General features: G+C 43.1%; 22 protein-coding genes. 8 read left to right on the forward strand and 14 right to left on the reverse strand.

Features of this window, described 5'->3' with window-relative positions:
- Nucleotides 1-97: 97 nt before the first annotated feature.
- Complete coding sequence (gene gloB, locus KHO06_RS05055; RefSeq protein WP_012128680.1) at nucleotides 98-856, reverse strand: hydroxyacylglutathione hydrolase; 759 nt, start codon at nucleotides 854-856, stop codon at nucleotides 98-100.
- A 39-nt stretch (nucleotides 857-895) separates the two neighbouring features.
- Here gloB and KHO06_RS05060 point away from each other — a divergent pair, with 39 nt between their 5' ends.
- Complete coding sequence (locus tag KHO06_RS05060) at nucleotides 896-1,651, forward strand: class I SAM-dependent methyltransferase (RefSeq protein WP_012128679.1); 756 nt, start codon at nucleotides 896-898, stop codon at nucleotides 1,649-1,651.
- Here KHO06_RS05060 and rnhA read toward each other — a convergent pair.
- Nucleotides 1,648-2,112: a ribonuclease HI gene (rnhA, locus tag KHO06_RS05065; RefSeq protein ID WP_005533940.1), complete on the reverse strand. Its 465-nt coding sequence runs from the start codon at nucleotides 2,110-2,112 to the stop codon at nucleotides 1,648-1,650. The genes KHO06_RS05060 and rnhA overlap by 4 nt on opposite strands.
- A gap of 58 nt (nucleotides 2,113-2,170) precedes the next feature.
- Between rnhA and dnaQ the strand changes: the two genes are divergently transcribed.
- From dnaQ to KHO06_RS05095, 6 genes are all read left to right on the forward strand, one after another.
- Nucleotides 2,171-2,887 (forward strand): DNA polymerase III subunit epsilon, encoded by a 717-nt coding sequence (gene dnaQ / locus KHO06_RS05070; protein ID WP_005433192.1) that lies wholly within the window; start codon nucleotides 2,171-2,173, stop codon nucleotides 2,885-2,887.
- A 15-nt stretch (nucleotides 2,888-2,902) separates the two neighbouring features.
- A complete protein-coding gene (locus KHO06_RS05075; protein ID WP_212582200.1) occupies nucleotides 2,903-4,153 on the forward strand; it encodes a TIGR03503 family protein in 1,251 nt (416 codons plus the stop codon).
- 220 nt (nucleotides 4,154-4,373) lie between these two features.
- Nucleotides 4,374-4,988 carry a hypothetical protein gene (locus KHO06_RS05080; RefSeq protein WP_244858379.1) on the forward strand — a complete coding sequence of 205 codons (615 nt, stop codon included), beginning with the start codon at nucleotides 4,374-4,376 and terminating at the stop codon, nucleotides 4,986-4,988.
- Nucleotides 4,989-4,996: 8 nt separating this feature from the next.
- Nucleotides 4,997-5,185, forward strand: coding sequence for a DUF488 family protein (locus tag KHO06_RS05085; protein ID WP_244858380.1), 189 nt, complete (start codon nucleotides 4,997-4,999; stop codon nucleotides 5,183-5,185).
- Between the two features lie 273 nt (nucleotides 5,186-5,458).
- Complete coding sequence (locus tag KHO06_RS05090) at nucleotides 5,459-8,038, forward strand: S-type pyocin domain-containing protein (protein WP_212581959.1); 2,580 nt, start codon at nucleotides 5,459-5,461, stop codon at nucleotides 8,036-8,038.
- Nucleotides 8,035-8,292, forward strand: coding sequence for a bacteriocin immunity protein (locus KHO06_RS05095; protein WP_212581958.1), 258 nt, complete (start codon nucleotides 8,035-8,037; stop codon nucleotides 8,290-8,292). The genes KHO06_RS05090 and KHO06_RS05095 overlap by 4 nt, the downstream gene beginning before the upstream one ends.
- 38 nt (nucleotides 8,293-8,330) lie before the next feature.
- On the opposite strand, the gene KHO06_RS05100 is transcribed toward KHO06_RS05095, so the two are convergent.
- The 7 genes from KHO06_RS05100 to KHO06_RS05130 all read right to left on the reverse strand — a co-directional run bounded on the left by KHO06_RS05100 (nucleotide 8,331) and on the right by KHO06_RS05130 (nucleotide 19,593).
- On the reverse strand, nucleotides 8,331-9,728 hold the full coding sequence (locus KHO06_RS05100) for a hypothetical protein (protein WP_212581957.1): 1,398 nt from the start codon (nucleotides 9,726-9,728) through the stop codon (nucleotides 8,331-8,333).
- Between the two features lies 1 nt (nucleotide 9,729).
- Nucleotides 9,730-12,618, reverse strand: coding sequence for a type I restriction endonuclease subunit R (locus tag KHO06_RS05105; RefSeq protein ID WP_212581956.1), 2,889 nt, complete (start codon nucleotides 12,616-12,618; stop codon nucleotides 9,730-9,732).
- A 67-nt stretch (nucleotides 12,619-12,685) separates the two neighbouring features.
- Nucleotides 12,686-13,927 carry a restriction endonuclease subunit S gene (locus tag KHO06_RS05110; protein ID WP_212581955.1) on the reverse strand — a complete coding sequence of 414 codons (1,242 nt, stop codon included), beginning with the start codon at nucleotides 13,925-13,927 and terminating at the stop codon, nucleotides 12,686-12,688.
- Nucleotides 13,924-15,495, reverse strand: coding sequence for a type I restriction-modification system subunit M (locus tag KHO06_RS05115; RefSeq protein WP_212581954.1), 1,572 nt, complete (start codon nucleotides 15,493-15,495; stop codon nucleotides 13,924-13,926). The genes KHO06_RS05110 and KHO06_RS05115 overlap by 4 nt, the downstream gene beginning before the upstream one ends.
- Before the next feature lie 14 nt (nucleotides 15,496-15,509).
- A complete protein-coding gene (locus tag KHO06_RS05120; protein ID WP_212581953.1) occupies nucleotides 15,510-17,606 on the reverse strand; it encodes a type I restriction-modification system subunit M in 2,097 nt (698 codons plus the stop codon).
- Nucleotides 17,607-17,686: 80 nt separating this feature from the next.
- On the reverse strand, nucleotides 17,687-19,069 hold the full coding sequence (locus tag KHO06_RS05125; protein ID WP_212581952.1) for a DEAD/DEAH box helicase family protein: 1,383 nt from the start codon (nucleotides 19,067-19,069) through the stop codon (nucleotides 17,687-17,689).
- Nucleotides 19,063-19,593 (reverse strand): hypothetical protein, encoded by a 531-nt coding sequence (locus tag KHO06_RS05130; RefSeq protein WP_212581951.1) that lies wholly within the window; start codon nucleotides 19,591-19,593, stop codon nucleotides 19,063-19,065. The genes KHO06_RS05125 and KHO06_RS05130 overlap by 7 nt, the downstream gene beginning before the upstream one ends.
- A gap of 98 nt (nucleotides 19,594-19,691) precedes the next feature.
- On the opposite strand from KHO06_RS05130, the gene KHO06_RS05135 reads away from it, so the two are divergent.
- The gene (locus KHO06_RS05135) at nucleotides 19,692-20,006 is read left to right on the forward strand and encodes a helix-turn-helix transcriptional regulator (protein WP_212581950.1); all 315 of its coding nucleotides are present in this window, start codon (nucleotides 19,692-19,694) and stop codon (nucleotides 20,004-20,006) included.
- On the opposite strand, the gene greB is transcribed toward KHO06_RS05135, so the two are convergent.
- Genes greB through gmtY form a run of 5 tightly spaced genes read right to left on the reverse strand, consistent with a single transcriptional unit; the run spans nucleotide 20,003 to nucleotide 26,201 of the window.
- A complete protein-coding gene (greB, locus tag KHO06_RS05140; RefSeq protein ID WP_042604367.1) occupies nucleotides 20,003-20,482 on the reverse strand; it encodes a transcription elongation factor GreB in 480 nt (159 codons plus the stop codon). The two genes, KHO06_RS05135 and greB, sit on opposite strands and share 4 nt — an antisense overlap.
- Before the next feature lie 18 nt (nucleotides 20,483-20,500).
- Complete coding sequence (gene gmtX / locus KHO06_RS05145) at nucleotides 20,501-21,124, reverse strand: gamma-mobile-trio protein GmtX (protein WP_212581949.1); 624 nt, start codon at nucleotides 21,122-21,124, stop codon at nucleotides 20,501-20,503.
- Nucleotide 21,125: 1 nt separating this feature from the next.
- Entirely contained in the window at nucleotides 21,126-24,929 is a 3,804-nt protein-coding gene (locus tag KHO06_RS05150; RefSeq protein ID WP_212581948.1) for a VPA1269 family protein, read from the reverse strand.
- Nucleotides 24,929-25,198: a site-specific integrase gene (locus KHO06_RS26440; RefSeq protein ID WP_244858373.1), complete on the reverse strand. Its 270-nt coding sequence runs from the start codon at nucleotides 25,196-25,198 to the stop codon at nucleotides 24,929-24,931. The genes KHO06_RS05150 and KHO06_RS26440 overlap by 1 nt, the downstream gene beginning before the upstream one ends.
- Nucleotides 25,131-26,201 carry a gamma-mobile-trio recombinase GmtY gene (gmtY, locus tag KHO06_RS05155; RefSeq protein ID WP_244858372.1) on the reverse strand — a complete coding sequence of 357 codons (1,071 nt, stop codon included), beginning with the start codon at nucleotides 26,199-26,201 and terminating at the stop codon, nucleotides 25,131-25,133. The genes KHO06_RS26440 and gmtY overlap by 68 nt, the downstream gene beginning before the upstream one ends.
- Nucleotides 26,202-26,316: the final 115 nt, after the last annotated feature.

Here is a 26,316-nt window from a genome sequence, read left to right on the forward strand (position 1 = left end):
ATATCAGCCCCAAACGCAATAGAAGCGCCAGAGGCGCTTCTATGAAAATCAGCTCACGATAATACTTGCGTCGTGCAAGTTTACAAGCAGAAATTGGTTAAAATTCGTTCTTCCACTCACGTAGAGCTGTAAAAACCGAGCACGGATCGCTATTTTCAATACGGTTCGTGACAGATTGAATCACTTCTGCGTTGGTTGCGCGCAAGAACGGGTTGATTAACTTTTCTTTGCGTAGTGTGGTAGGAATGGTTGGAATGTTTAATCCGCGCAGGCGGTTTACATCGTCACGGTACTGGCGCAAGTGCTCATTGTCGGGCTCAACCGCTAGGGCAAAGGCTACGTTACTTGCGGTGTATTCATGTGCACAGAACACTTCGGTCTCTTCTGGCAGCTTCATGATTTTGCTCAGTGACTCGAACATCTGCTCTGGTGTGCCTTCAAAAATACGGCCGCAGCCAGCCGAGAACAGTACGTCGCCACAGAACAATTTACCGTCGCCTACATAGCCAATGTGGCCCAGTGTGTGACCCGGTAAACCTAGCACCATGAAAATTTCACCGAAAAGCTCAAGTTTGTCGCCTTCTTCCATGGCATTGGTTAATGTTGGGATAGGTTCTGCTTTCGGACCTACGACAGAAACATGAGGAAAAGCACGAACTAAATCTGAAACGCCGCCAATGTGATCGTTGTGGTGGTGTGTAATTAAGATCGCTTCTAAAGTTAACTCGTTAGCCTGCAAATATTCTAACACTGGCTTAGCATCGCCCGGATCAACCACGGCACATCGCTTGTCGCTATTTTGTATCAGCCAGATGTAATTATCATTAAATGCGGGTATGCTTTTGATCTCTAACACGATTCGTTCTCCGTCACCCTTTTAATAGTCAGGTGGTTAATGAAACCAGCACTCAGCAACAAAACTTTACAGCACCCGTCGACTTGGTCAGAGATGAACAATGGGCCGTGGGTACTTGAGTCAATCCAAACCCGACTCGATGAATGGTGTCCGAAGTTGTTCGGTTACCACATGCTGAAATTGGGCGGCTTGAGCTGTGAGCTAACCAGCTGTAGTTGTAACATTCAACACCAAGTCAACGTAGATATCCAGAACCCGTTGCATAATGTCATCGCAGATGGTTACGAATTACCCTTTTTAGAAAAAAGCTTTGATGTTGTCGTGCTTGCTCATCAGCTTGACTATGCAAGTGATCCCCATCGACTGCTGCGCGAAGTTGATCGCGTCATGATGGATGATGGTTATCTTATTATTACGGGCTTTAACCCGATTAGTTTCACTGGCTTAGCAAGTTTATTACCTTGGCGTAGAAACAATTTGCCTTGGAGTGGGCGCATGTTCACCGCCAACCGCATCAAAGATTGGCTGGGCGTACTCAACTATCAGGTGATTCATTGTGATCGTTACGCGTTGTTTCCGATGACGCGCTACAAAACCATGTGGACGTGGTTAGAGAACAGTTTGGGTGATTGGGCATCACCAGCGGGGAGTTTGTATTACATCGTTGCCCGTAAACGAACGTACCCTCTCAAACCTATCAAGCCACATTGGCGCTTGAAGAGAAAGCTAACACCACTGGGTGTGATGAACAGAGAGGGCAGTGCGGTGAAAAAGGTCTCAAGCAGTAAAAACTAAGACGCTTGATACCCCGTATCTTCTTCAGTTGGGTTTTCCGCGGCAGTGCGCGCTAGCTCATCACAGATTTCATTCTCACGATGGCCTGCGTGGCCCTTAACCCAATGCCAATCTACTTTATGGCGAGCGGTTTCTTTATCCAATGCTTGCCATAAATCGGCATTTTTCACTGGCTTTTTATCTGCCGTTTTCCAGCCACGTTTTTTCCAGTTATGAATCCATTGCGTAATGCCTTGGCGCACGTACTGGCTATCCGTTGTTAACGTCACTTGGCATGGCTCTTTTAGCGTTTGCAATGCCACCACTGCAGCCAACATTTCCATGCGGTTATTGGTCGTCAGCGTGTAGCCTTTCGCTAGGGTCTTTTCCGTTTGCTTGTAACGCAGCACAATGCCGTAACCACCCGGGCCCGGATTGCCTAAACAAGATCCGTCAGTGAAAATCTCAACGTGTTTGGTCATATTTTTGGTACTATTAGCCGAAACATTTAATAAAGCATAGTCTGACACACATAACCTTATGAATACCAGCAGCAATTCTGAACATAATCGTATTGTCGTTCTCGATACCGAAACCACGGGTATGAACCTAGAAGGCGGCCCGCACTACATGGGTCACCGCATCATCGAAATTGGTGCCGTGGAGATCATCAACCGTAAGCTGACTGGTCGTCACTTTCACGTTTACTTAAAGCCTGACCGTGAAATCCAACCAGACGCGATTGGAGTCCACGGTATTACGGATGAATTCTTGGTCGATAAGCCAGAATACTCTGCCGTACACCAAGAGTTTCTAGATTTCATTAAAGGCGCCGAGTTGGTTGCCCACAACGCGCCCTTCGATACCGGCTTTATGGATTACGAGTTTGAAATGCTCAATCCAAGCATCGGTAAGACGGATGATTACTGTAAGGTGACCGATACCCTTGCCATGGCGAAGAAAATCTTCCCGGGCAAGCGAAACAACCTCGACGTATTGTGTGAACGCTACGGCATTGATAACTCACACCGTACTCTCCACGGGGCATTGCTCGATGCGGAGATTCTAGCCGACGTTTACCTTCTAATGACGGGTGGTCAAACAAGCCTAGAATTTAATGCCAACAAAAAAGACGGCGAAGCCGAAGGTATTCGTCGTGTTGAAGGAAGAAAAGCGCTAAAGGTTTTGCGTGCAACTGCCGATGAAGTAGAAGCACACCAGAAAAGACTCGAACTGGTGAACGATAGTATTTGGTAGTAAATAGGAGAGACTATGTTGAGGGCTTTGTCAGTCGCTATTTTAGCGTTCTGGAGTTGTTTCGCGTTTTCCGCGAGCGAGTCCGCCATGTCTTTGTTAGATAACCGCTTTCGTGTCGACCCGACCATCGAGCAAATCACCTTTCTGGTTTATCGTGAACAAAGTTCTCAACCTGTCGTCCTTGTCCGCCCTGATGGTAAAAAATATTACGCATGGGGTACTTACGACAATGTGCGTTGGTATCAAGAACCTTCCCTCGACATAATCTCTGTAGATAAGCCTATGGCGGGCCCTTGGCAAGCCGTAGGTAAAGTTACCCCGAAAAACAATATCCGCCTGATCTCACACCTCAAACTCAGCACTGATGTGTTCCCGAATCGCCTTTACCACAACGAAGCACTCAAGTTCACCGCGCGTTTAACCTCAGACGATAAACCGCTGGTATTGAGAGATTTCCTAGACCGCGTCAATTTGCGCGTCACCTTCACTAAGTTTGTGGAGAATGAGAACGAACTGATCAAAGAAGCTCGCCCAGTACCTATGGTGATTGGTGAGTTTGCCGATGATGGCCGCGGTTTGGATGAAAAAGCAGGCGATGGTGTCTTCACTGTTCAATTGCCGATTGACGTTGAGCCGGGCAAATACCGCGCGCGCATTACCTCTGGCAACGGCGTATTTTTGCGAGCACAGGAACAAGTGGTACTGGTTTACCCATCGCCAATCACACGCACCTTTATTCAATCACGTCATGCAGACCAACCACACCAGCTGGTGGTTAGTGGTGAACAAGGCATGATTACTCCGGGCTCTATCGCTGTGAATGTAGAGCAAGAAGCACCAGACGGCTTTATCAGTTATAGCCAAGGCCAAGTTTCTGCTGACGGCACCAAAACGACGCTTAAGATGGATAATGATCCAGAGTTAGGTAAGTACTCATGGCATGGTGAAGTCTTTGCCACAGACCTGGCGACTAAGCGTTCATTAGTCTTCCCAATCAAAGAGCAGTCATTCAGCGTCGTCGATGAAGTGGATCTTGAAGCTGCACGCTTAGCGAAAGAAGCAGAGATCGCCGAGCAACGCCGCATCGAAATGGAAAAACGCATCATCGCCGAGCGCGAAGCCGAACGTAAGCGCAGCATGATCATCATCGCCATCGGCAACGTCATCGCACTGATTCTGGTGATTCTATTCTGGATCATCTGGAGCAAGCTCAAAGCCAAACGCCAAGCCATGCCAGAGATGCAGTTGGAAGTGCCTAAGAAGTAGGGCGCAAGAATTTATATATGGAACGGAGCCGATTGGCTCCGTTTTTTATTCAAAAGGCGTATTTTTAATATTCAGTTGATACAAATCTAGCGCATAGCATTTGGTTTCTTATTTATGATTGATCTTTTTCAAGTTTTGTCATTAATGGTGGTGATATAACTCCTTAACTAACAGAGGTTTGCTTAGTTTTTAAACCATTCTGGTTTTGCAAGGAGAACATATGCCTCAATCTGTAATCGTGGTACTGGCCAATTCTATAAAGCATCGTCAACATTGTGTTGCGGGAAAATGTGTTAATACGGGTAGATGGATTAGACCAGTCTCAAATCTACAAGGAGGTGAGCTTAGTCATCAACAAGCTAGAGTCCGAAATCCACATGGAACTTTCAATGTTAAGCCTCTTCAAAAAGCTCGTGTAGGACTAGCACATCATGCCCCGCTCCCTCATCAACCAGAGAACTATTTAATTGATAATACAGCTTGGATACAAAATTACTCAATTGATATTGGGCAACTGAACACTTTAGTGGAAGTACCCGCAGATCTTTGGGGTATTGGTAATCGAGTGGAATATGCTTCAATCGTAGATCGAACTTATCATGTCTCTCAGTCTCTTTATCTAGTACGAGTTGAAGATCTCAGGCTTTATCACAATGCTGATGGTAAAAGAAGAGCTTCATTTACCTATGAGAACATTGAGTACGACCTTGCTGCTACAGATCCTCGCTTTGATGATATTGTAGAGAATCACTTACCAACATCTGGAATCCTATGCATTAGTTTAGGAGAGCCATATCAAGGCTACTGTTATAAGCTTGTAGCTACAATCTTTTGAGAGGTATTATGAACATTTACACAATTGGGTTTACTCAGAAAAAAGCAGAAACGTTTTTTCAATTCCTCAAGCAATCCGAGGTAAAAACACTTATTGATGTACGTCTAAATAATGTTTCTCAGTTGGCTGGTTTTGCGAAGCGTGATGATTTGAAGTTATCAAATAGAACTATAATTCTCATAATATTATTCATATGATACTGATTTTAAAGCGATTATAATTAGTATGCATAACCTTTAGGCATACTATTCAAAATTCCCACCTACCTTTCGAAGTCTCCGCAATAAGTTGGCTAGATTTCCAATAAATTAGAAAATTCGACAATATTTTGAACAACCTAATAGCACTGTATATGTAACCCATTGTTTTTAATGACTAATGCAAATGGCGTGATTTTTGCGAAGTAGAGGCATTATTGGCTTAACTTGGGTTAAATCGTGTCATACAAAGTTCTCCCGCTTTCGGAATTGATGTCCCATGAATTCGGGTTGATAGAGGGCAACTTCCACAACCTCGCGGAAGCAGATGTCGTCTCTGCTATTCCTGCTCATCTTACCTTTGAGCAGCTAAAACAACACCTCCACGAGGGTAAGCTCGTACTCGTGAGTGATACACCTCAAATTCCCGCACTTCTGAGTTACAACGACCCAATTGGTCCTAAAACATGGCGCCTAAACTCTGAGGTTATCTCTGCATTTTCGGATGATGCGACTAAGGAATTGTTAGCAAAGACTAAAATCCCCAGAGCAACGGGAGGGTACAGCACACGTATTGTAGAGACCGCGACACTCGAACGAGCTTACACGCCGCAGCCAATAGCAACCGAAAGTGAAGAGGAGATCACCAAGGAATTCGAGTACAGCTTCGAAGTTGGCTGCTCGGATGCCACCATAAAGAAAATGGTGCACAGTGACTTTGCTTTAGCGAAAACTGAAAAAGAGAACGCGGTAACCCGCTGGGAGCAAGCCAATACCGAGCAAGGTACCCGCTACACAGCGTTATGTGTGTTTGATGAGCCAAAGCGTTTAAATATCCACATCGCCGATGACAATCTCGGGCTGACGCCACTGGAAGCCGTCACACTACAAAAAGCTGGCAGCCATAAAACTGAGGAAGGTTTTATACCTGTCGTTCCGGCTGTACGATTGGGCGAACGCCTAGGCTTGCCGACAGAGGGCTATTACTACCACTTTAATGATGGTGAACTGGTCCAAGAGTACAAAATTCTCGGACAAGAAAAGTGGGCGTTTTACGCTACGCGATCGACACAAGACAAGCTCAATAATGAGCGTGGTTTTACCAAAGACCAAAGCGCTATATTGGTGTATTGGAAGTTGGCCAACCAAGTCCTTGAGAACCAATTCATCATTTATCTTGAGCGCCAAATCACACGAGAAGAGCTCGATAACCTCAGTGAAGATTGGCTGAGCGAAAACGGGATAAAGTTGGATATTCCTGCACTGTTTGATGCAGCTAAACAGCCGGAAGAAGCACGCGTAGAAGATAACAACGATGAGACGGAAGCAGAACAAACCGCAGCAACGCACATCGTAGTTGCGGGGGAAACCTGGCAGAGCATAGCTGAACAGTATGGTATGGGAGCTAAAGCCTTGCTCTCGCTTAACCCAGTGTTTGAGGCCGACCCTCTATCACTCGCAATTGGTGATGAAATTGTTGTTGCAGAAGCACAGCAAAAACAAGCACCGGACAAAAAGGACACCTTTCCGCCACTGCGCCCACAAACTTACAACAACATCCGCAACAGCCATTATCAGCACAGCGACGCATTACTTTGGCTAACCACCCATAGAGCCATCAACGCTGCCGATTTCGTCGAAGGTGATGTCGCCATCCTTAACTTAAAAGACGCCACAAGCTCGCTCGTGTTCGCTAAATCCTGCACCAGGCCAGAAGGGTGTATTGAAATTGGTGACCAACAAGAGTCAATCAGTAACTTCGGCCCTTGGTCATTCTTCTTTGCGCAAGCGAATGCAAATCCTGCCGCTGTCATACCCGCCATTCAAGCAACACAAGCACAAATGGCCATGGGAAGTTCCGCAGCTGTCGCCGGCTCACCAGAGCAAACGCAACAAACCCAAACCGCGGCGATGCAGTTGGATAAACTGGCAGGTACATTGAAAGATAAAATCGTTGAGGGCTACCGCTGGCAAGTAGAAGGCATTGGCGCCTTGTTTGCCATGCAGCAAAGCTTGTTTGGCGATAACACCCAATACACAGACCAAGATTTACGCCAGGTGACCACGGCGCAAAGCCGCGTTCGTGTCCACATTACCGAGCCCCAAGATGGAGAGTTTTACCCGCACGTGCAGGGCTATCATGTAGACGACACGCGCATCCCCATCAAATACGTGAAACAGGGAAATAATGGCCAACTGTCCGTTGCGATTGAAAAGAACGGACCAACCATCTATTGGACACCAGAAGAAAACGGTGAAGCAAGTTGGCAAAGCACGCCCGATCATAGTGATGGCTTTGAAAAAGACGATATACTGGTCACGCCAATCCACTCGGATAGCGATGCTAACGTCACGGTTACGCCTGCGCCAGAAGAGAAAGACTGGCGTGATGCGATCTTGGTATTCCCGGAAAGCTCAGGTATTGCTCCGCTCTATGTGGTTTACAAAGAAAGCCCGAGGGATAAGCCCGGAGTCGTTACCGGGAAAGGCGAAGATATCTTTGGCATTTGGTTGGCAGGTGCAGGTAAGGACTTAGGAGCCCCAATACCCTCTCAAATAGCTGATAAGCTGAGAGGAAAAGAATTCAGCAGCTTTGATGCGTTTCGAAAAGCATTCTGGTTAGAGGTATCTAAAGACAGCGATTTAAAGGGACAATTTAATGCACAAAACCAAATTCGAATCGGGTTAGGGAAGGCTCCTAAAGCAAGAAGTCGAGATAAAGTAGGAAAGAGAAAATCTTTTGAGCTACATCATGTAGATGAAGTGCAGAATGGTGGCAAGGTTTACGATTTAGATAATTTAAAAGTGACCACACCCAAAAATCATATTGATATTCATAGAGGTATGAAGTGAGTAAAAAAAGTATAACGGACTACAACGAAGCTGAGTTCTTGCGCTTTGTCGAAGATATTTTTAAAGAGAATGCATCAGATTCAGATGAAGTCCTTGACGAACTGCTTGATATTTTTGAGGAAATAACCGAGCATCCTGCGGGTTCAGACTTAATTTACTACCCAGAGAACCCGGGTGAGGATACGCCTGAAGGGATAGTAAAAATAGTGAAAGATTGGCGTGTTAGCCAGGGGCTTCCCTGCTTCAAAGAGTAAGGAGTAAAGGCGTCATCGTGACGCCTTTTGAAAGTCAACTAAAACTCAGTACTGGCTTCAGCAGGTTTATTACCTAAATTTAAGTGTGCCCAGTCACTTTCATCTGAATAGTCTTTTCCCCGAGCTTTAACATCACACATCTCGAATTCACCCAGACCAGCTTCACCAATTACTAACGGATGTTTAACTTCAAAGTCTACGTGAATTGTATCCCCAGAAAACGGTTTGTCAGGGTGACTATCTCCTGAAAGATTACAAGAGTAACGAATGTAGAGCCCTTCACCATTTACCCACCGATATCCTGTTCTTTCTAAATCGTCTAGTTGGTCAAAACAATCAACGTTCGTAGTGGCTGTTTCTGAACTTCCTGCGTCAGAATTAACAATGTCTCCAATCAAGTCGGCATCCCAAAGTTCATTGATCGCTTCTTCAGCTACACTGTCTAAGTCTTGTAACTGCAATGAATATTGATCCAACGTCATTTGGATATGTTCGAACAACCAGCTTGAGTCATAATCTTCTTCATTTTCTGATTCGACTACATTATTCAAACAATCAAATAAAGTTTCCGAGTCGTACGAGAGGTACTTTATCTTTTTTATGTTCTTGGCTGTGAATGATGCATCGTTGATCAATTGGTCAAAATCTTTGTAGCCGAAGGTTGCAGCGATGATTTCTGACAAATGGAATAACGAGTATCGTCTTTCATCATCACTCAAGCTATCCGAAAGGGTATTCATGAATTGATATACAAATGGCAATCGGAGAGTGATTAGTTCGTTTTCATGTTCAGCTTTGCTTCTCTCAAAAGCAAACGCAGCTTTCTTTGCTTCTTGCGCTTTTTTAGCTTCTTTACGTGCCAAAGCTTCGTTATTGAGTCTCAACTCTTTAGCTTTTTCTTGCGCCTCAAGGTACTTCTCTTCAATTAGTTTCTTTCTGGCTTCAGAGGCGGCAGCTTGCTCTTGCAGCATTTTAGTTCTGGCAACTGAGTTTTCAATCTCAGCTCGCACTTCATCTTCCGCGACCTTATCTTGTAAGTTGGCCTTTGCTGTCGCTTTCACTAATCGACCACGATCTAATTCTTTATCAACATCTTGGTCTACTTTGTGACCATATCTTAGTTTTTCACTATGTTTTTGGATTTGCTGAATAGTTAGATGCAAGTAAGGAGAAATAAGTAGATAGGAGCAAGATAGAATTAATGGCCACCACAAAGTATCCCACACATTGTTATGTCCAATAGAAAGCCATTCAACGGAGTTTTTGAAAACGGAGACACGACTATCAACACTTTGACGCCCAAAAAATAACAGAGCTAATTTATCCCAGTTAAAAATGCCCCATGACACAATAAAAGCCCCGAAAAATGGACTTGTGATCCGGCTATTTACATTGCTACTAACTGACTCAAAGAGTTCCTTTACAGTTTCACTCACTCTAAAAACCACCAATAAACGTATCGACAAACCCTTTAAACTTTTCAGCCAAGCGTCCAACAATTTTCTTACGCTGTAATATTGTCGGCTTTGTTTGCAGTGTTCCTGCGAAATCATCACGTAGTGGCATCTCTTCACTAAGCTCATAACGGTTAACCAGAATCTCTAGCTTCTCAGTATCTAGATTTTCCTCATTAGCCATGCTTTCTAGTGCTTTACGTTTCTCTTTTTCCCAGAAAAACTCAAACTCTTCTTCAACATCGGCGTGTGCCGGGATACCTTCGAGGTGATCATTCATGAACTTCTCGATAAGAGCCTTTTTACTAAGAAGCGTTGGATCTGACCCGATTAGGTTGGCGATAACCTGACGTTTACGAGCCTTCTCTTCCGTACTTTCCTCTTCGTGTAGCTCTCGCAGTAAGTGAAGGATGTAACCGACATTCACTTCATCTCGGTGCATCAACTCAAGTTCAAAGTCGACATCATCCAATATCGAAACTTTCTCTTTAGTTGAGTTCTCACGCAACTGGCGATTCAAGTCAGCGTATTTACTGGTGAAGTCCTGAAACTCTTGCTCGCTCATCTCAGTGGCATCCATGTCGAAGTCAGCAAAGTTACCAAGCATGTTTTTTAAACGCATCAGTTCGCGGAACTGTCTGACAAACCACGCTTGTGCCTCTTCATCTGGCAAGCTATCGACTGAATCTACCGTTGGCGTGATCGAAATGAGTGCGGCATATGCCTTATCAAAATCGGCCATCAGATCATCGTATGATGGCATTTCAATCACTTCGGTCGGCTGCTTATTGGAGAACATTTTGAAAGCATCATCAGCCGCAGTTTTGAGATTGCGGAAACACACCACATTACCGTGAGACTTGGTTTCATCCAGCAGGCGATTAGTGCGCGAAAAGGCTTGAATCAACCCGTGGTGTTTCAGGCTCTTATCGACATACAGGGTATTTAGCCTTGGAGCATCAAAGCCAGTCAGGAACATGTTGACTACCAAAAGAATATCGATCTCTTTGGCTTTCACTCGCTTAGAGATGTTCTTGTAGTAGTTATAGAAAGACTCGCTATCTTTGGTTGTATAGTTTGTGCCGAACATCTTGTTGTAGTCGCCGATGAAAGACTCAAGCTTATCTCGGCTGTGCAGTTTTACAGCATCTCCATCATTAAGATACTTCGCTGCGACTTCTTGAATCTCTACCGCATCACCATTACCTAGCTCGTACTCTTCCTCTTCATTGGCTTCATAGCTAAAAATGGTCGCAACTTTAAGGTTGTGTTTACCTTCCGCTTTCTTCTTAGCAAGCAACTCGTAGTATTGGATCAGCTCTGGTACACCAGATACACAGAACATTGCGTTGTAATCGCGACTGTGTGTCTTTCTTCGGTGATGAGCAATAATGTAGTCGGTAATCTTATCAAGACGCGCAGGAGAGCTTAAAAGCTCTTTGGTGTCGATATCTTCAACTTCAATATCAAGGTTGTTGTTCGAGCCATCTTTGTATTGATAGCGCCCCACATACTCGATGGCAAACTTAAGAACGTTATTGTCACGAATGGCATCAACGATCACATAAGGGTGTAAACATTCGCCAAAAAGGTCTTTTGTGGTTTTCTTTATGGACTTTTTAGCCACTGCGTTTTTAGCAAAGATTGGCGTTCCCGTAAAACCAAACAACTGAGCCCCTTGGAAGAACTGGGTAATATTCTGGTGTGTATCACCAAACTGGCTTCGGTGGCACTCATCGAAGATAAAGATAATACGTTTATCTCTCAGTGCTTCCATCTCACTTAGGTAGCGCTTTTTAGTCACCACATTATTGAGTTTTTGCAGCGTAGTGACGACAAGTTTGTTGTTGCGATTTTCGTTAATCTTTTTGCCTTTGATTGGCTTATCGATTAGCTGGTGAAACAGCATGTTGGTATTGTCTGTGCTATCGACACAACCTTTGGCAAAAGCATTAAATTCTAACGCTGTTTGGTAATCGAGGTCTTTACGGTCAACAACAAAAACGACTTTATCGACTTCACTTAATGAAGTCATAATCTGTGCAGCTTTAAAAGATGTCAGCGTTTTGCCAGAACCCGTGGTGTGCCATATGTAACCGTTCAAGTCTGTAGTTCTGACTTGCTTAATGATCTCTTCCACCGCATAGAACTGATACGGACGCAGCACCATTAAGAACTTTCCTGTCTCGTTCAAGACAATGTACTTAGTCAGCATCGCTGTTAAATGCGGTGTTGTTAGGAAAGCACTAGCAAAGCTCGGAAGTTGACTGATTTTCTTATTATCAAAATCCGTCCAATCAAAAGTTTGCTTAGCGGACATCTCGCTATTATTGGAGAAATACTGTGTATTAACCCCATTTGAAATCACGAACAGTTGAACATAATTGAACAGACCGTGGTTGGCATGATACGAGTGCTTTTGATAGCGTTTAACTTGATTGAATGCTTCTTTTAGCTCTATGCCACGTCGCTTGAGTTCGATTTGCACTAAAGGAAGACCATTTACCAATACCGTCACATCATATCGGTTGGTATAGATACCCTTCACCGTTATTTGCTGGGCAACCTGAAACTTGTTTTTACTGGCTTCATCAAACAACAGAGTTAGATGTCGGCTGTCACCATTATCCAAGGTGACATCAAGCTGATCACGCAATGTCTTCGCTTTGGTGAAGATATTGCCCTTCTCTAGCTTACCCAATACCTGACGAAACTCAGTATCCGAAAGCGTGCATTCATTCACTTTCTCAAGTTGAGCCTTTAGGTTAGCTTCAAGCGCAGTATTGTCTCTAGGCGCAATAACTTCAAAACCTTGAGTGCCAAGCTGAGCAATTAAGTTATCTTCTAATTGTTGTTCTGATTGATAAGCCATTTGACGATTTAATATCCTTGAGTGCTTTCATGTACAGCTCTAGCAGACAGAGCTATACATTAAGAAATTACACAAACATCTGTTGAAGTAAGCCTTTTTTAAACTGCTTGGTTTGTTCTATCTGCTCTGCAACGCCCTCAATTTTGAGATCGATAGTTTTTAAGAAACGAGCTATTTTTTTCTGTTCATCAGAGCACGGACATGGGCATGAAAGTGCCATCAAGTCTGCACTTGATATATTCATTCGATCATGCCTTGCACCAAAGTTAGCAACACTATGCATGTACTTATGCCATGTTGTCCCTTTAAAAAAGTACTCCATGAAATCTAGACAAACTTTCGAATTGAAGCGAAAAACAGAGTACAGCGGAGACATCACTCCTTGTTCAATTTTGTTTCTACCAATTGGACCAACAGGCGCTAACTCAGATATTCTCGGGTTATAAACAAAATCATTAATATCAACCACACAATAGTTGTCGGTATTATCCCCTTTCGCTATATCTTTTTCAAAATAGTCCTGTTGAGAAATTATCCCATACTTTGCTGAATTCGTTAGTACAGCCTTTACTAACCTACCTTTATTTTTAGTCGTTATTTTTGATGCTAATTGGCTCAGAGGTTTCTCTTCCCAATCAGGAAACGCATTGCCATTTTCATCTTTAAAGCGAATTTGCTGGCTAAAAATCTGCTGCATTACACCTTTTTTGTATTCTTTGAGTAAGCGTTGCCTTTCGGTTAATTGGCTGATTTTAGTATCGACGGAAGTTAAGAAGTCAGCGATTTTTTGTTGTACTTCAAGTTTTGGCGAATGTAATTGAATACCTAAGAAACTTGGCTGTGAAATATTTTTCATGCTGCCACTTGTACCTGTAGCTAGCTCTTTTAATCGAAACTTGATTTTGGGCGTTGTAAGGTAATTGGCTAACCATCGAGGATCGTAGCCGCTTTTAGTCTTTATTGCCCAGAGTCGATCTGGTAAAAATAAGTTTTTATGAGACGATGAAACATACCCAACCTCTCCGACTAATAGTGGAGTATTCATTCGGCTAAAAATTATCGTCCCTGATTCAACCGGTTGCTTTATGCGAGAAAACTCAGAAGCCAGAATGGTTTTGTTTTCACTAGGAATAAAGCGGCCACTTGAGACACAACTAGTTTTAAGTACTCCAAGCTGAGTATCACTAGTTATAGGTGTATCTTCTGAGTTAACACTTACACCTGAAGATATAGACTTTACAGCGTCATTAGTGGTTATAGGGTAATGCGCTTCTTTATCAAACGATAGCATTGGTTCTTTAAAACTCATGCTTTTACCTCAAAAGGAGTATCAATACCTAGTTCTGAACAATACGCTGCAATTGTACTATTTGTATCCAGCATGGCATTATCATTCGTGACTAGCCGCTTTGATACCTCCGCCAAATCTACAATTTCTTCTTCTTCAAAAGTATCCACATAACGAGGGATATTTAGGTTATATTCATTCTCTTTTAAATCAGCAGGGGTTGCTGCAAAAGCGAATTTATCAATCTTTTGACGCTTAGCGACAGCATCTAAAATACGCTGTAAATCCTCTTCGCGCATAAAATTGTTATTAGTGCCTTTCTCAAAATGGTTGCTGGCATCAATAAACAACACATCATCGTCAGCTTTTCGATTTTTCTTTAGTACAAGAACACAAGTAGGGATGGGCGTGCCAAAGAAGATATTAGCAGGTAAACCAATCACCATATCCAGATAGTTTTTCTCTTTGATTAGATGCTTCCGAATATGCCCTTCTGCCGCGCCGCGGAACAACACACCGTGAGGCAATACCACAGCCATCGTTCCTCCATCATCAAGTTGATGAACCATGTGCTGAACAAAAGCAAAATCCGCTTTAGATTTAGGTGCAAGCTTACCGTAGTCAGAAAAACGCTCATTGTTTAGGTGTAAAGGGTTAGCTGACCAACCAGCAGAGAATGGAGGGTTAGCCACTACTGCGCTGAAGCGTTGCTCAATATGCGCTGGAGCTTCTAACGTATCGTCATTCTGAATGTCGAAGCGATTGTAATGAACATCGTGCATGATCATGTTCATACGAGCTAAGTTATAAGTACTTGGGTTTTGCTCTTGCCCGTAGAACTTTAAGTCTGGGTTGTTGGCTTCTTTCGCAACACGCAATAGTAACGAACCAGAACCACACGTTGGATCATAAACAGACTTTAGATTTGGGTTATCAAGTGTCACAAGCTTAGCTAACAGCTTAGAAACCATCTGCGGCGTATAAAACTCGCCAGCTTTTTTACCCGCACCACTGGCGAACATGCCAATGAGATATTCGTAAGCATCACCAAGAATATCAATCTCACTGTTTTCTAAGTGAAAATCAATGTTATCTAGGTGTTCCAATACTTTAGCAATTAGTTTGTTACGAGCATCTGGCGTTTTACCTAGCTTGTTTGATGTTAGGTCGAGTTCATCAAACAGGCCGTTAAAGTCGTCGGCACTGTCTGCTCCCATAGTGCTTTGCTCGATGTCATTCAAAACATCACGCACATCATCAAGAATGAACTCACCATTAGCACCAGCTTCAGCAACCACATGAAACAGCTCTGATGGCTTAAAGAAGTAACCGAGTTTGTCTAGCGCCTCTTCTTGGACTGCCTCTAGGTACTCTTTGCCTTTTTCGCTCTTCTCATCGATTTGCGCGAACTGAATACCATCTTCTGAAAGCAATTCATTAGCGTAGCGATTTAGCTTATCTGAAAGGTATTTGTAGAAGATTAGGCCAAGGATGTAATCACGAAAGTCATCGGCAGACATGTTACCACGAAGGGTGTTGGCGATGTTCCAAAGCTGTTTCTTTAGTTCTTGTTGGTGTTGTTCGACCATTACTTGTGTCCAAATTAATTCGTTTGAGTTTGCTTGGTGTTAGACCACTTCAAGTGATATGACAGCCCATCTAATCCGGGATAGATTGTATAACGGTTTACCCCGTAGCGAGATAAGTCTTTCCTAATCCTTACTTTGGCATTTTTAGGTATGATGAGCTTTGTTAACCCTTTAGGCTCGTATGGTGCCATCAAATTGGTTTGCACTGTGAACAAGCCGCTCTGGGCAATAATTCTTGGTGTTAAATTCGCTGGCATATACTTCCTAACCTCATCTTTTGAGGTCAACTCTAAGGGTTTCATCTGCTTATCCATGTCAAAAGGATCTTTTCTGTCTGTAAGGATATAGACAGCACCGTCTGTATCACTCTCAGATTCAATCGCAAAATACAGAGCGACAAGAGGGTTTCTAGACCAATCCAGTAGACGTGTAGGTAAACCGTGATGCTGTGCGAGTGCAAGCCACTCCCAATCATTACTTGGATTATATTCTAAATGAGGAATAGCTTGTTCTTTAAAGTGTTTGAACAGCCTTTTTTCTGCATTAATGAGCTCATCTTCTTTGTCATACCCCAAACGCATAATAGAAGGCTCTAGCTTATATGCTTTATTTTCAACACCTCGGAACACTGCAAAATCTGGGTTTAGTTTACTTACCGCTCTATGGAAGTCTGCAAAGTTCGAGATATTGGTATGGGGAATAACATCCACATAATCTGAGATTGAGAGTTTAAAGTCATTTTGCTCAATTTCTTTAAGTGAAACTACTTTTGAAAAGCCGCTGTCTGTCTTACGTGCGTCGACTGCCGTCAGTATTTTATCTATCGACTTATCATCAATGAAACGACGCCTATTTTTCTTCTCAAAAAGCTGACTAGCATCTATAAAAAGAACGCCATCACCTTTATTTCGATTTTTCTTGAATATCAGAGCACAAACTGGAATTGAAGTACCTAAGAATAAGTTAGCAGGTAGCCCTATAACTGCATCTAGACAGTTCAGTCCAGCCAATAAGTGACGTCTAATTTCACCTTCGGAACCACCACGAAATAGCACACCATGAGAAACGATGGAAACCATTAAACCATCATCTTTAAGTTGGCAAAGCATATGCTGAATGAAAGCAAAGTCTGCCTTATTTTTCGGAGCTAGCTTTCCATAACGAGCAAAACGTTCATCCCTAAAATGCAAAGGAGAGGGTGACCAGGAGGAAGAAAATGGTGGGTTAGAAACAACCACATCAAACTTTTGGTCTAGATGAGTCGGATCTTCAAGGCTATCACCATGAGCTAAGTCAAAGTCAGCCTGTGGAATACCATGCGAGATGATATTCATGCGTGCCAAGTTATATGTTTCAAAGTTAATCTCTTGTCCATATAACTTCACATCAGAATTGTTAGTTTCAGATGCAACATTCAATAGCATAGAGGCTGAGCCACATGCTGGGTCATAAATCGACTGAATATCATCGCCACCTATTATGACAAGTTTCGACACTAATTTGGAAATCGATTTAGGGGTATAAAACTCCCCACCTCGATTGCCCGCTGCGCCTGCAAACATATTAATCAAGTACTCATAGAAGTCACCCCATGAAATATTTTGATCATCCTGAATATTAAAATCGTTCAAAGCAATCAAAATACTGGCAATGACTCTATTACGCTCTCTGGTTGTTTTGCCTAACTTTGGGGAGTAAAAGTCTATGCTAGTAAACACTCCATCAAAAAGATGTCCCAGTGAACGGTACTCGATCTTTCTAAGGGTATCATCCAACAACTCAGCTATATAATCATCTGTAGTGCTGGCCTGAACCACGTTATGAAATAACTCGGAAGGTCGACAGAAATACCCGAGTTCATGCAAGGCTTCTTCTTGAATATCTTCGATGTAGTTATTGCCTTCTTCATTCAAGTCCTCGATATCACGGAATCGAACTCCCTCACCACGAAGTAACTCATCTGCATATCGTTCAAGCTTCAGAGAAATAAAGAGATAAAAAGTTAACCCTAGAAAATAAACACGGAACTCCTCTGTTCTAATATTTCCACGCAAGGATTCAGAAACACGCCAAATCTTGCTCTTAAGTTCTTGTTTTTGTTTATCGTCCATAGAAGTACAGTTACATATGATGAAGAAGCGCATTGTAACTGAAACTTAAAGCTAACAAGAGTACAGAGATCATTTTTAAACTATGAAGTGGCTAGAAAAGCTGAGATTACGCGCTGCTTAAAAGCTCCCAATCTAAGTTCATCGATTGCACTAAGAGATCCGGTTGAGTTAAGTTCGGTGCTGATAGCACTACTCCAAACCAACTTTGATTTTACTTGTTCTCGATCTTCTAAGAGACCATGACCACTTAAGCAAGTACGTTGAGATTCTGACTCAAACGCTATCAAACTCTCTATTTTCGCAAACATACAAGAGTCAGGAATGTCTTGCTCAATCCGCTCAGAAAATTGAATCAAACTTTGCTCTGCAAAAGTGAACAGCCACGCCTGTTGATTTTCTATTCCATTTACCCGAAGAATACGCCCCAGTACTTGCCTAAAGTACAGCTCAGTTTTCACCGCGCTCATATGACAGCAAACTTGAAGTCGAGGTATATCAGTGCCTTCGCTGATCATTCCAACGCTGACAATCCATTGAGCATCACTTTGACGATAGCGTTCTATTTCAGCTAATGGCTCTTCATGGCGATAAGTAACGATTGATACAGATTGAGAGTACTTTTGAGAGAGTATCTTTTGGATTGCTTGAGCGTGCTGAACAGAAGAGGCCACGACTAAACCTCCCGCATTGGGCGAGAGAGAACGTATTTCTGCAAGCTTGTTACAACCAAGGCCGAGTAAATACTCCATCGCTTCCTGGTTATGTATAACACTTTGATATGAGGTTCTGGTCTGCTTGAGCATTTCTAAGATTGAAGAAAACGACTCCACTTTATCTTCGTTGCTCACAGAGAGATGCTCACTATCAACCAAAACCAACTTTGGAACTCGACAAACCTTGTCTACGATCGCCTGCCTCAAAGTGTATTGGTAATCAACCAAAAGCTTACCTTCTGGATCACTGTATTCGGACATGACTATAGGTAGAGAATCTGAGCGCCACGGAGTCCCTGACATAGCTAACGTATAGGTTGCTAAACCCTGTATCTTGGCTAGCACTTGTTGCCCCCAAACATTTGCATTTTCAAAGTCAGATCCAGAGCAGTGATGAATTTCATCAAAGACAACAAACACTCGATGATTACGTAACGTCTGCCAAAACTCGTCGTTGAGAAATTGGATTGATTGATATGTTAGCGATTGCCCAATAGAGCCTAGGCCACCATTAAAAGTGCAATTCAGAGTCTGAGAAAAAGTTCTTTTGATTCCATCAGCTACCGTTAAAGATGGAGAAAAACATAACACAAGGTCGATCAAATCATCACAAAGTAGTCTTGATGCAACTGTTGCCGCAAGTACGGTTTTTCCGGCTCCCGGTGTCGCTTGGCAGAAAAAGTGTTGGTGCTTTGCTCTAAATTTCTGGATAGCTTTTGCAGCGCACTCTGTCTGCCACTGTCTTAGCACGGTTGGCTCCCCTCTGAGAGAGTATTAAGGAGGTTCGTTAATCCATTTATTTTGCCAAGCAAGTGCGCTGAACGTTCTCTTGCTTGCTGTAACAATGGGGTTAATCGATTCTCTAGCTCAGGGAAACGGCATCTTAGTGATTGATATTCATCGATTTCACCAAGTACGATCTCTAATTCGCCTTTATATTCATTACTCTCACGAAGCAAAATCGAGTAGTCTGGAGAACATTCTTTTCTTAAAACTTCACGTTTGGCTTTTTTTCGAGGCACTGTCTGAAGTTCTCTAAATTGTTCGGTTTGAAAGTACTTTTTGTTTCTTCCTTTACCTTCACTTCGCAGCCAACCCCTTTGTTGATATTGCCATATTTGGCGATAAACCTTCTTCCGAGCCTCATCAGAGTTCTGTGTACCTTCTTCAAGTTTCAATGAAGCATCTCTCACCTCAACGACAGAAAACCCGTCCATTTCATCTTCAACCAACAACTTATGCATTACTGCACTGATTCTTATAGAACGTTTCATTTCCCGCCCACACACAAAACTAAGGATTGCTTAGTATACAGAAATGAATAAAACTAAGAAAATCTTAGTTAATATAGGTTTTCACAAATGAACCGAAAATGTCATTTACTAGCCCAATCCCAGCGCGACTTAAAAAAGCACGCAAAAAAGCCAAACTCTCCCAGAAAGCCTTGGGGGTGCGAATAGGTATGGATGAGGGTTCGGCAAGTGCCAGAATGAATCAGTATGAGAAAGCAAAACACGCTCCAGACATACAGACTCTAAAGCTCATTGCTAACGAGCTAGGCGTCCCTTTGAACTATTTCTTTTGTGAGGAAGAAAGCTCTGCCAAGTTGGCCTGCCTGATTGCAAAATTGAGTGAAGAAGAGAGGCAAGAGCTTATCAATAAGTTGAGCGGTTCCGAAGAGAGTTAAGGTTTGTTGTAGCTAATAGAGTTAACGAACCATTCTTTGTCACCTTCAGGTGTGCGTACCGTTACTTCGTCATCTACTTCCTTCTTCAACAATGCTCTCGCCATTGGTGAATCAATTGAGATGTAGTCTTTTGCGCCGCCATAAATTTCCTCAGGACCAACAATTCTGAATGTCTTAACATCACCGGCTTCATTCTCAATCTCAACCCAAGCTCCGAAGAAGACCTTTCCTTCTTGTTGAGGAGAGTAGTCAACAATGGTCACTTCAGGCAGAAACTTACGAAGAAAGCGCACACGACGGTCTATTTGACGAAGTAAGCGTTTGTTGAAGGTGTAGTCAGCGTTTTCCGAGCGATCACCCAAACTAGCTGCCCATGTGACGATTTTGGTAATCTCTGGACGCTTCTCATTCCACAGATGGTCATGTTCCGCTTTGAGTTTGTTATAACCTTCTCTGGTGATTAGTTTTGTTTTCACTTCTACAATCCAAGTTATTTATAAGTTCTGTAAAGCCTTTTTGATTGCATCCAAAGTTGCGACAGGGAAAAAAGACTTTTGAGTATCAGTCGAAACTATACTGCCATTTTTTCCAAGCTCCAATTGGTGTCTGCGTAAAAACTCACTAGAAATGAGGTACTCCAATGCGCTTCGCTCCAGCTCAGTGAGCTTGATAGACGCAAAGGACACATCAACATTATCGAACACTTCAATGACCTGATTGATAGGCACTACTTCATTAAGTAGTCGTTCCGCTTCCTTTTTTTGAGCATAGAGAATATTGGCTTGAAGCTTAACGACTGGATCGTCTAGTTCATCAATCCAAGCGTGCATCTTACCTTTTGAAGTGCTTCGCGCCGACCTTGGTTGGTCTTTTGCTGAAGAGTTGAAACTAGCAATTAAGGTTCGGTACGATTCTCCCGTCTTGTTCCGGATACTTTGTGCAGCTGGAACACCTCGCCCTTTTCCAAGTCGAGCTATCGTTGAATAACTAAAGTCGTTCAATCCGCGTTCTTGTTGTTCCTTGCATATGGTAAACACGGCCTCTAATGAGTTCTGTACCCGAGATGACGCTTTCTTTTTTAGCTGACTCAGTACTTGCTCAGGGGTAATTTCTGACATGCTAACCGATCCTTTTTACTGGTTTCGACTTCTCAAACAATTCACGAATCGTCTTTTCGTCGAACTGGTTATCTATCGATAAGTCCTTTAGGGTCAAACTCCCATCCATGAGACGGTCAACGTTCTCCCAGCCTTTCAACCGTGTCAGCATTAGCTCTGTTAACTGATTCCCCACTGCAAGCTGTTCTTCTTCTGACAGTAAGAAGAATTGCGGCTGAATACCGTTTTCGGCCATCATCTTGTCGATCATTTGGGAGCGTCTGGTAACTGCTAAATCATCACTACAACTATGGTACAGCTCTGCGTTCGAGCATACCTCTGATAGCTGATGAAAGCTGCTTACTTCATCTAGCTCAACACCTAGAGTGAATTCATGCGGAACAATAAGCTGATAGTGCTTTTCCGTGTTTTCCTGAGGCTTACGCATAAGGGTTTGACAATTATGGATATGTCGGTGAATCGCATTCATGTCCGAGAGGTACAAATCTAGCTTCTTCGCTCGTGTTTCAATTTCCGAGTTCAAGTGCGTACGTTTCCCAACTAACCCACGTCTATCAGACTCTAAAGCTGACTTCTCTGAGCTGTCCGCTTTAATTTTGTAAAGCTGGTGATCAATGACATCTATCTTCTCTGCAATATTATCAAGCTTCTGACCAAGTGCAGTGTAACGTATAGATTGCGTATTTACGGCTAGGCTTATCTCATTGAACATGGCGGCAAGTCCAACCAAAAAAGCAGGACCGGTGATAAAGAATCGACACTGAAAACAGTTCTGCTCACCTAAATAACCTGCTGGCACGGGGTGATATATGTTGGCTTTTGTGGCTACAGGGCAGCCTCCTTCTGAACAAAAAGCACCTCCCACCGGACAGATACCAAAGTCTTTCCAAAGATAGCTGGAGGCCGGCCGAGCATTGTCTAGTGAATTCAGTAGATCCACAGATGAGCCTACCAACTGTGATTTCACCTCTTCAATTCGCTGCTGCTCCACAAAGGATTTGAGCGTCTGAGTTGCTTTGCTTATCGCCTCCTTTTCTCCCACATCCATTTTTTCTCGCAAGTTGGCGCCTGTTTTACCGCTCTTGGTATAATAGATTGTCATCAGAATGCTGGAGTGACCGACCAACTTCATAATGACTTCCAAAGGAATACCAAATTCAAAGGCGTACGCGTTAATCAGACTGACGCGCATTGAGTGTGGAGTATAAGGGGATTTGAAGTGTGAAAGCGGTATCGTTTGGCTATTTTCAAACTCTTTAATCGATTGATCGTATTTCAGCCCTTTGTAGGTAGCCGTATTAATATCATTCTTGCCAGAGAAATATAGCGCAGCTGCGAGCCGTGTCGTTAGTCTGCCACCAAATGTCCCTGGCTCTTTCTCTAGATAGTCTCGGAATAAAAAGCAATTAGACCCTTTTTGCTTACGCTGGACTTCGTTTAGATTGGTGCGCTCACAATCAAGCCATTTCGTTGGCTCCTCAAGTGGATTATATTTCTGTTGCCACTTTCTCAGCTTTACCAACCAATACGCAAGCTCTATGGGCATGAAAGGAATCGTGTAACCCGAACCATCAAACTTAGTTTTGTTGGACGTGTAGTGAACACCGAACTCTCCTTGCCCTGACTTACTCACCATGCTCTGCCGATTGGTTAGGCCAGCTAACTTAGTCCTATTTTTCTTCCAAACGACTTTATTATTCTTAAAGTCGGCGAGTTCTTGATCGGCTTCTCCAGAATCGCAATAAATAATTTGCATACCTCGTGCGGGGAGTTGCATTAGTGAGTATGTATAGGTCCAGTATGTTGGAAACCAAAGGTAGGTTTTTCCATTTTCAACTTTGAAAACGCAGTCAGGATCACTCTCATCAAGGATAGAGCTGTCTTTGATTTGCACCCAATCTGATGAAAAACGCTGCAAATGAGCTAAATCCCGATAGCTTAACTTTTTCTCTACAGAGTCCAATGGAAATATCCAATCTCGCCCTGCTTTTACATATTGATAGGGCAGAGCCATCTTGTCTGTTTCATTGATCACTTGAGGAGCAGTCTCTCCATTAAAGTTGATGTGACTAAAAGGGTTTTTAGCGCCCTTGATATGGGTAATTTCTCCCGTCTCTGTGTCTTCCAAAATAAGATAACTCGAGATAATCCAATCTAAGAACTCATTGATTGAGAATGCCCATTTTTTTCTTCGAGTCACTGGAACTTGTTCAAACAGATTCAGCATGGGTTGAATGTTTGTCGAGCCACGAGTAAGAAACTCCAACGGGGATGTTTCAAAACCATTTGGCTCAATGTATTCACGAACAAATTCACACAGGTCTTTCGCTTTGGTATCTCCACCACGTGCAGACTTGAGAAACTCTTTTAACGTCTCAGCCCACAAAGACCACTCATCGGTAAAGTATTTTACCTGGTACGGTCGTTTTACTCCCCAGAAGTCATAAGTGTTAGTCCAGCCCTTTCCGTGATAATACTCTTCTGGTTTGGCTGGCATTCTAGGGTCGTTGGACTCTGATCGAAGCTTCGCATATTCAGCGAGACTGAAAACACCTTTGCTTCGAACTAAAGCGACTAGTTCGTCATATCCATAAGGTCGTGGTATATCGAGAGCGTCATACCAATTGCTCCAGTCAGGTATTCTTTTTTCAGGTTTGGAGGGTAATTGAGGATAGTTCTTCTGCGTAACTCTATATTGAGCAGAGTCTTTGATTTTTAGAATCGCACATGCTGTTTTGAACTGTTTCAGATTAGATATATCTCTGGGCAATAAGAATTGAATCCAGTTGATCCAATCATCTTTATAAAACTGATTTGGACACGAGGGAAGACGCTCATCTTCTTTGTAACGCTGCGAATACTCAGCCAGCGATTGAATACCCAATCCTATCGCCACTTCGCTGGCCTCTGCATATGTCGAATACAAAGACCGCTTTTCTTTATCCAGAAAACTAAACCAATCAACCCAATCATTGGCATAAGCCTTATTTGGACTCGAGGGAAGACGCTCATCTTCTTTGTAACGCTGCGAATACTCAGGCTGCGATTGAATACCCAATCCTATCGCCGCTTCGCTGGCCTCTGCATATGTCGAATACCAAGACCGCTTTTCTTTATCCAAAAAACTAAACCAATCAACCCAATCATTGGCATAAGCCTTATTTGGATGCGAGGGAAGACGCTCATCTTCTTTGTAACGCTGCTTATATTCCGCCAGCGATTGAATGCCCAATCCTATCGCCGCTTCGCTAGCCTCTGCATATGTCGAATACAAAGACCGCTTTTCTTTATCCAGAAAACTAAACCAATCAACCCAATCATTGGCATAAACCTTATTTGGACTCGAGGGAAGACGCCCATCTTCTTTGTAACGCTGCGAATACTCAGGCTGCGATTGAATGCCCAATCCTATCGCCGCTTCGCTGGCCTCTGCATATGTCGAATACCAAGACCGCTTTTCTTTATCCAGAAAACTAAACCAATCAACCCAATCATTGGCATAAGCCTTATTTGGACTCGAGGGAAGACGCTCATCTTCTTTGTAACGCTGCTTATATTCCGCCAGCGATTGAATGCCCAATTCTATCACCGCTTCGCTGGCCTCTGCATATGTCGAATACAAAGACCGCTTTTCTTTATCCAGAAAACTAAACCAATCAACCCAATCATTGGCATAAGCCTTATTTGGATGCGAGGGAAGACGCTCATCTTCTTTGTAACGCTGCTTATATTCCGTCAGCGATTGAATACCCAATCCTATCGCCGCTTTACTTGCTTGGTTTATGGTTGCGTAAAACTTTTTCATCAGTGAGCGCCTCTCATTTGCTGACGAACCTCGTCGTCAGAAGGTGTCAAGTAAACCAAGCAACTGTCAGGGCTTTTATGATGCATCGCTTTTTGAATCTCTAGTTGAGAGAAACCTCCTTGGCTTAATCTATAGCCGTAGGAATGTCGATGTGCATGTGGGGTCGTCCCTCGCGATTTGGAAGGTTCGAGTCCGATTCGTTTAACTGCTCGATTGTGTTTTTGATTGAAATTTTTTTTTACTCTCAGTATCGCCTTTTGAGTTAACAAATAGGAAAGGAGATTCTGAAGCTGGCTTAACCGAAAGGTATTTTTGTAGTAACAGAGTGAACTCAACGGCTTTACTTAGTGGATAAAACATGACATCAAAAGACAGATTGCGATTTGTAAGCAAAGGTCCTTTCCAGCCAGCGTAGAGCCTATGGCTTCTCGGATAGTCAGTTCGTGGACTAAGTTGGTATACATGAGCCAAATATTCTCTTCGGCTACTAAACCGCTTGTCAGGAGATTTTCCATCACTAGGGTGAAAAACCGATATGAGAGCTGAGCCGGATTTCTCATCTAGATGAACATCATGAGCATATATATGAAAACACTCCGACAATCTCAACCCACCAAAATGCATCAACATTACGATTAACTGACTACCATAATCCGGTTCTCCTGAAGCAGAAACAAACCCATGCAGCAGTAAGTCTTCAATTCGGTCTTCTGGAAAGCGATATACCGCTTCGATATCAACTAGGTGCCTCTCAGGTCCTCGAATCTTTCTAACAACTGAGAATTGCTGTCGGGATGGTTTAGCTAAGTGATTCAGGAAACTACGACTGTGCCTTCTGTAGTAAGCACACCACTGCAAGCGTTCTTCGACATAATTGGCTTTCTTCAAGGGATTTAGCTTCGGTAAATCAGTACCATGGATTGTGTCTAAGTAGTCGCAGTAATCAGTGATATGACGAAGAAGAACATTCACATCTTCACTTCTTCGAGGAGACCAGAACAAACCAGAGTTATCTTGCCCATCTTGAATCGTTCCGAACTGTAACGCTTCAACAAAAGCTCTTAGTAGATCTGTAGCCGATGAGGCGCTTAATAATTGGCGCTCTATGTACTTTAAAAGAAGCTCTACAGCGAAGGTATTGCGCTCTAGCCACGACTGAGATTTGTAGCGATTCTCATGCAAAAATCTCAAGTGAGAAATCAGCAAACCATTTTCAGTAAAAAGCGCAGGAAAGCGAAATGAGGGCCGGCTTGCACTAGCTTTGTAGTTCACTGAGCGCTTGATTACGAAGCTCATTTCTTTGCCTGTTTGAAGTAGTCACGCCATCCAGACTAGTTCTTGGCGTAATAACGGGTCATATTTATAGGAACATGTTTAAACTGCTGTG

Source organism: Vibrio sp. B1FIG11 (assembly GCF_905175335.1).
In the GTDB taxonomy this organism is placed as follows: domain Bacteria; phylum Pseudomonadota; class Gammaproteobacteria; order Enterobacterales; family Vibrionaceae; genus Vibrio; species Vibrio campbellii.

Excerpts from the sequence above, each read along its gene's own strand:
- KHO06_RS05060 (WP_012128679.1), top strand. The coding sequence starts at position 896 with ATGAAACCAGCACTCAGCAACAAAACTTTACAGCACCCGTCGACTTGG.
- rnhA (WP_005533940.1), bottom strand. The coding sequence starts at position 2,112 with ATGACCAAACACGTTGAGATTTTCACTGACGGATCTTGTTTAGGCAAT.
- dnaQ (WP_005433192.1), top strand. The coding sequence starts at position 2,171 with ATGAATACCAGCAGCAATTCTGAACATAATCGTATTGTCGTTCTCGAT.
- KHO06_RS05075 (WP_212582200.1), top strand. The coding sequence starts at position 2,903 with ATGTTGAGGGCTTTGTCAGTCGCTATTTTAGCGTTCTGGAGTTGTTTC.
- KHO06_RS05080 (WP_244858379.1), top strand. The coding sequence starts at position 4,374 with ATGCCTCAATCTGTAATCGTGGTACTGGCCAATTCTATAAAGCATCGT.
- KHO06_RS05085 (WP_244858380.1), top strand. The coding sequence starts at position 4,997 with ATGAACATTTACACAATTGGGTTTACTCAGAAAAAAGCAGAAACGTTT.
- KHO06_RS05090 (WP_212581959.1), top strand. The coding sequence starts at position 5,459 with ATGTCCCATGAATTCGGGTTGATAGAGGGCAACTTCCACAACCTCGCG.
- KHO06_RS05105 (WP_212581956.1), bottom strand. The coding sequence starts at position 12,618 with ATGGCTTATCAATCAGAACAACAATTAGAAGATAACTTAATTGCTCAG.
- KHO06_RS05110 (WP_212581955.1), bottom strand. The coding sequence starts at position 13,927 with ATGAGTTTTAAAGAACCAATGCTATCGTTTGATAAAGAAGCGCATTAC.
- KHO06_RS05115 (WP_212581954.1), bottom strand. The coding sequence starts at position 15,495 with ATGGTCGAACAACACCAACAAGAACTAAAGAAACAGCTTTGGAACATC.
- KHO06_RS05120 (WP_212581953.1), bottom strand. The coding sequence starts at position 17,606 with ATGGACGATAAACAAAAACAAGAACTTAAGAGCAAGATTTGGCGTGTT.
- KHO06_RS05130 (WP_212581951.1), bottom strand. The coding sequence starts at position 19,593 with ATGAAACGTTCTATAAGAATCAGTGCAGTAATGCATAAGTTGTTGGTT.
- KHO06_RS05135 (WP_212581950.1), top strand. The coding sequence starts at position 19,692 with ATGTCATTTACTAGCCCAATCCCAGCGCGACTTAAAAAAGCACGCAAA.
- gmtX (WP_212581949.1), bottom strand. The coding sequence starts at position 21,124 with ATGTCAGAAATTACCCCTGAGCAAGTACTGAGTCAGCTAAAAAAGAAA.
- KHO06_RS05150 (WP_212581948.1), bottom strand. The coding sequence starts at position 24,929 with ATGAAAAAGTTTTACGCAACCATAAACCAAGCAAGTAAAGCGGCGATA.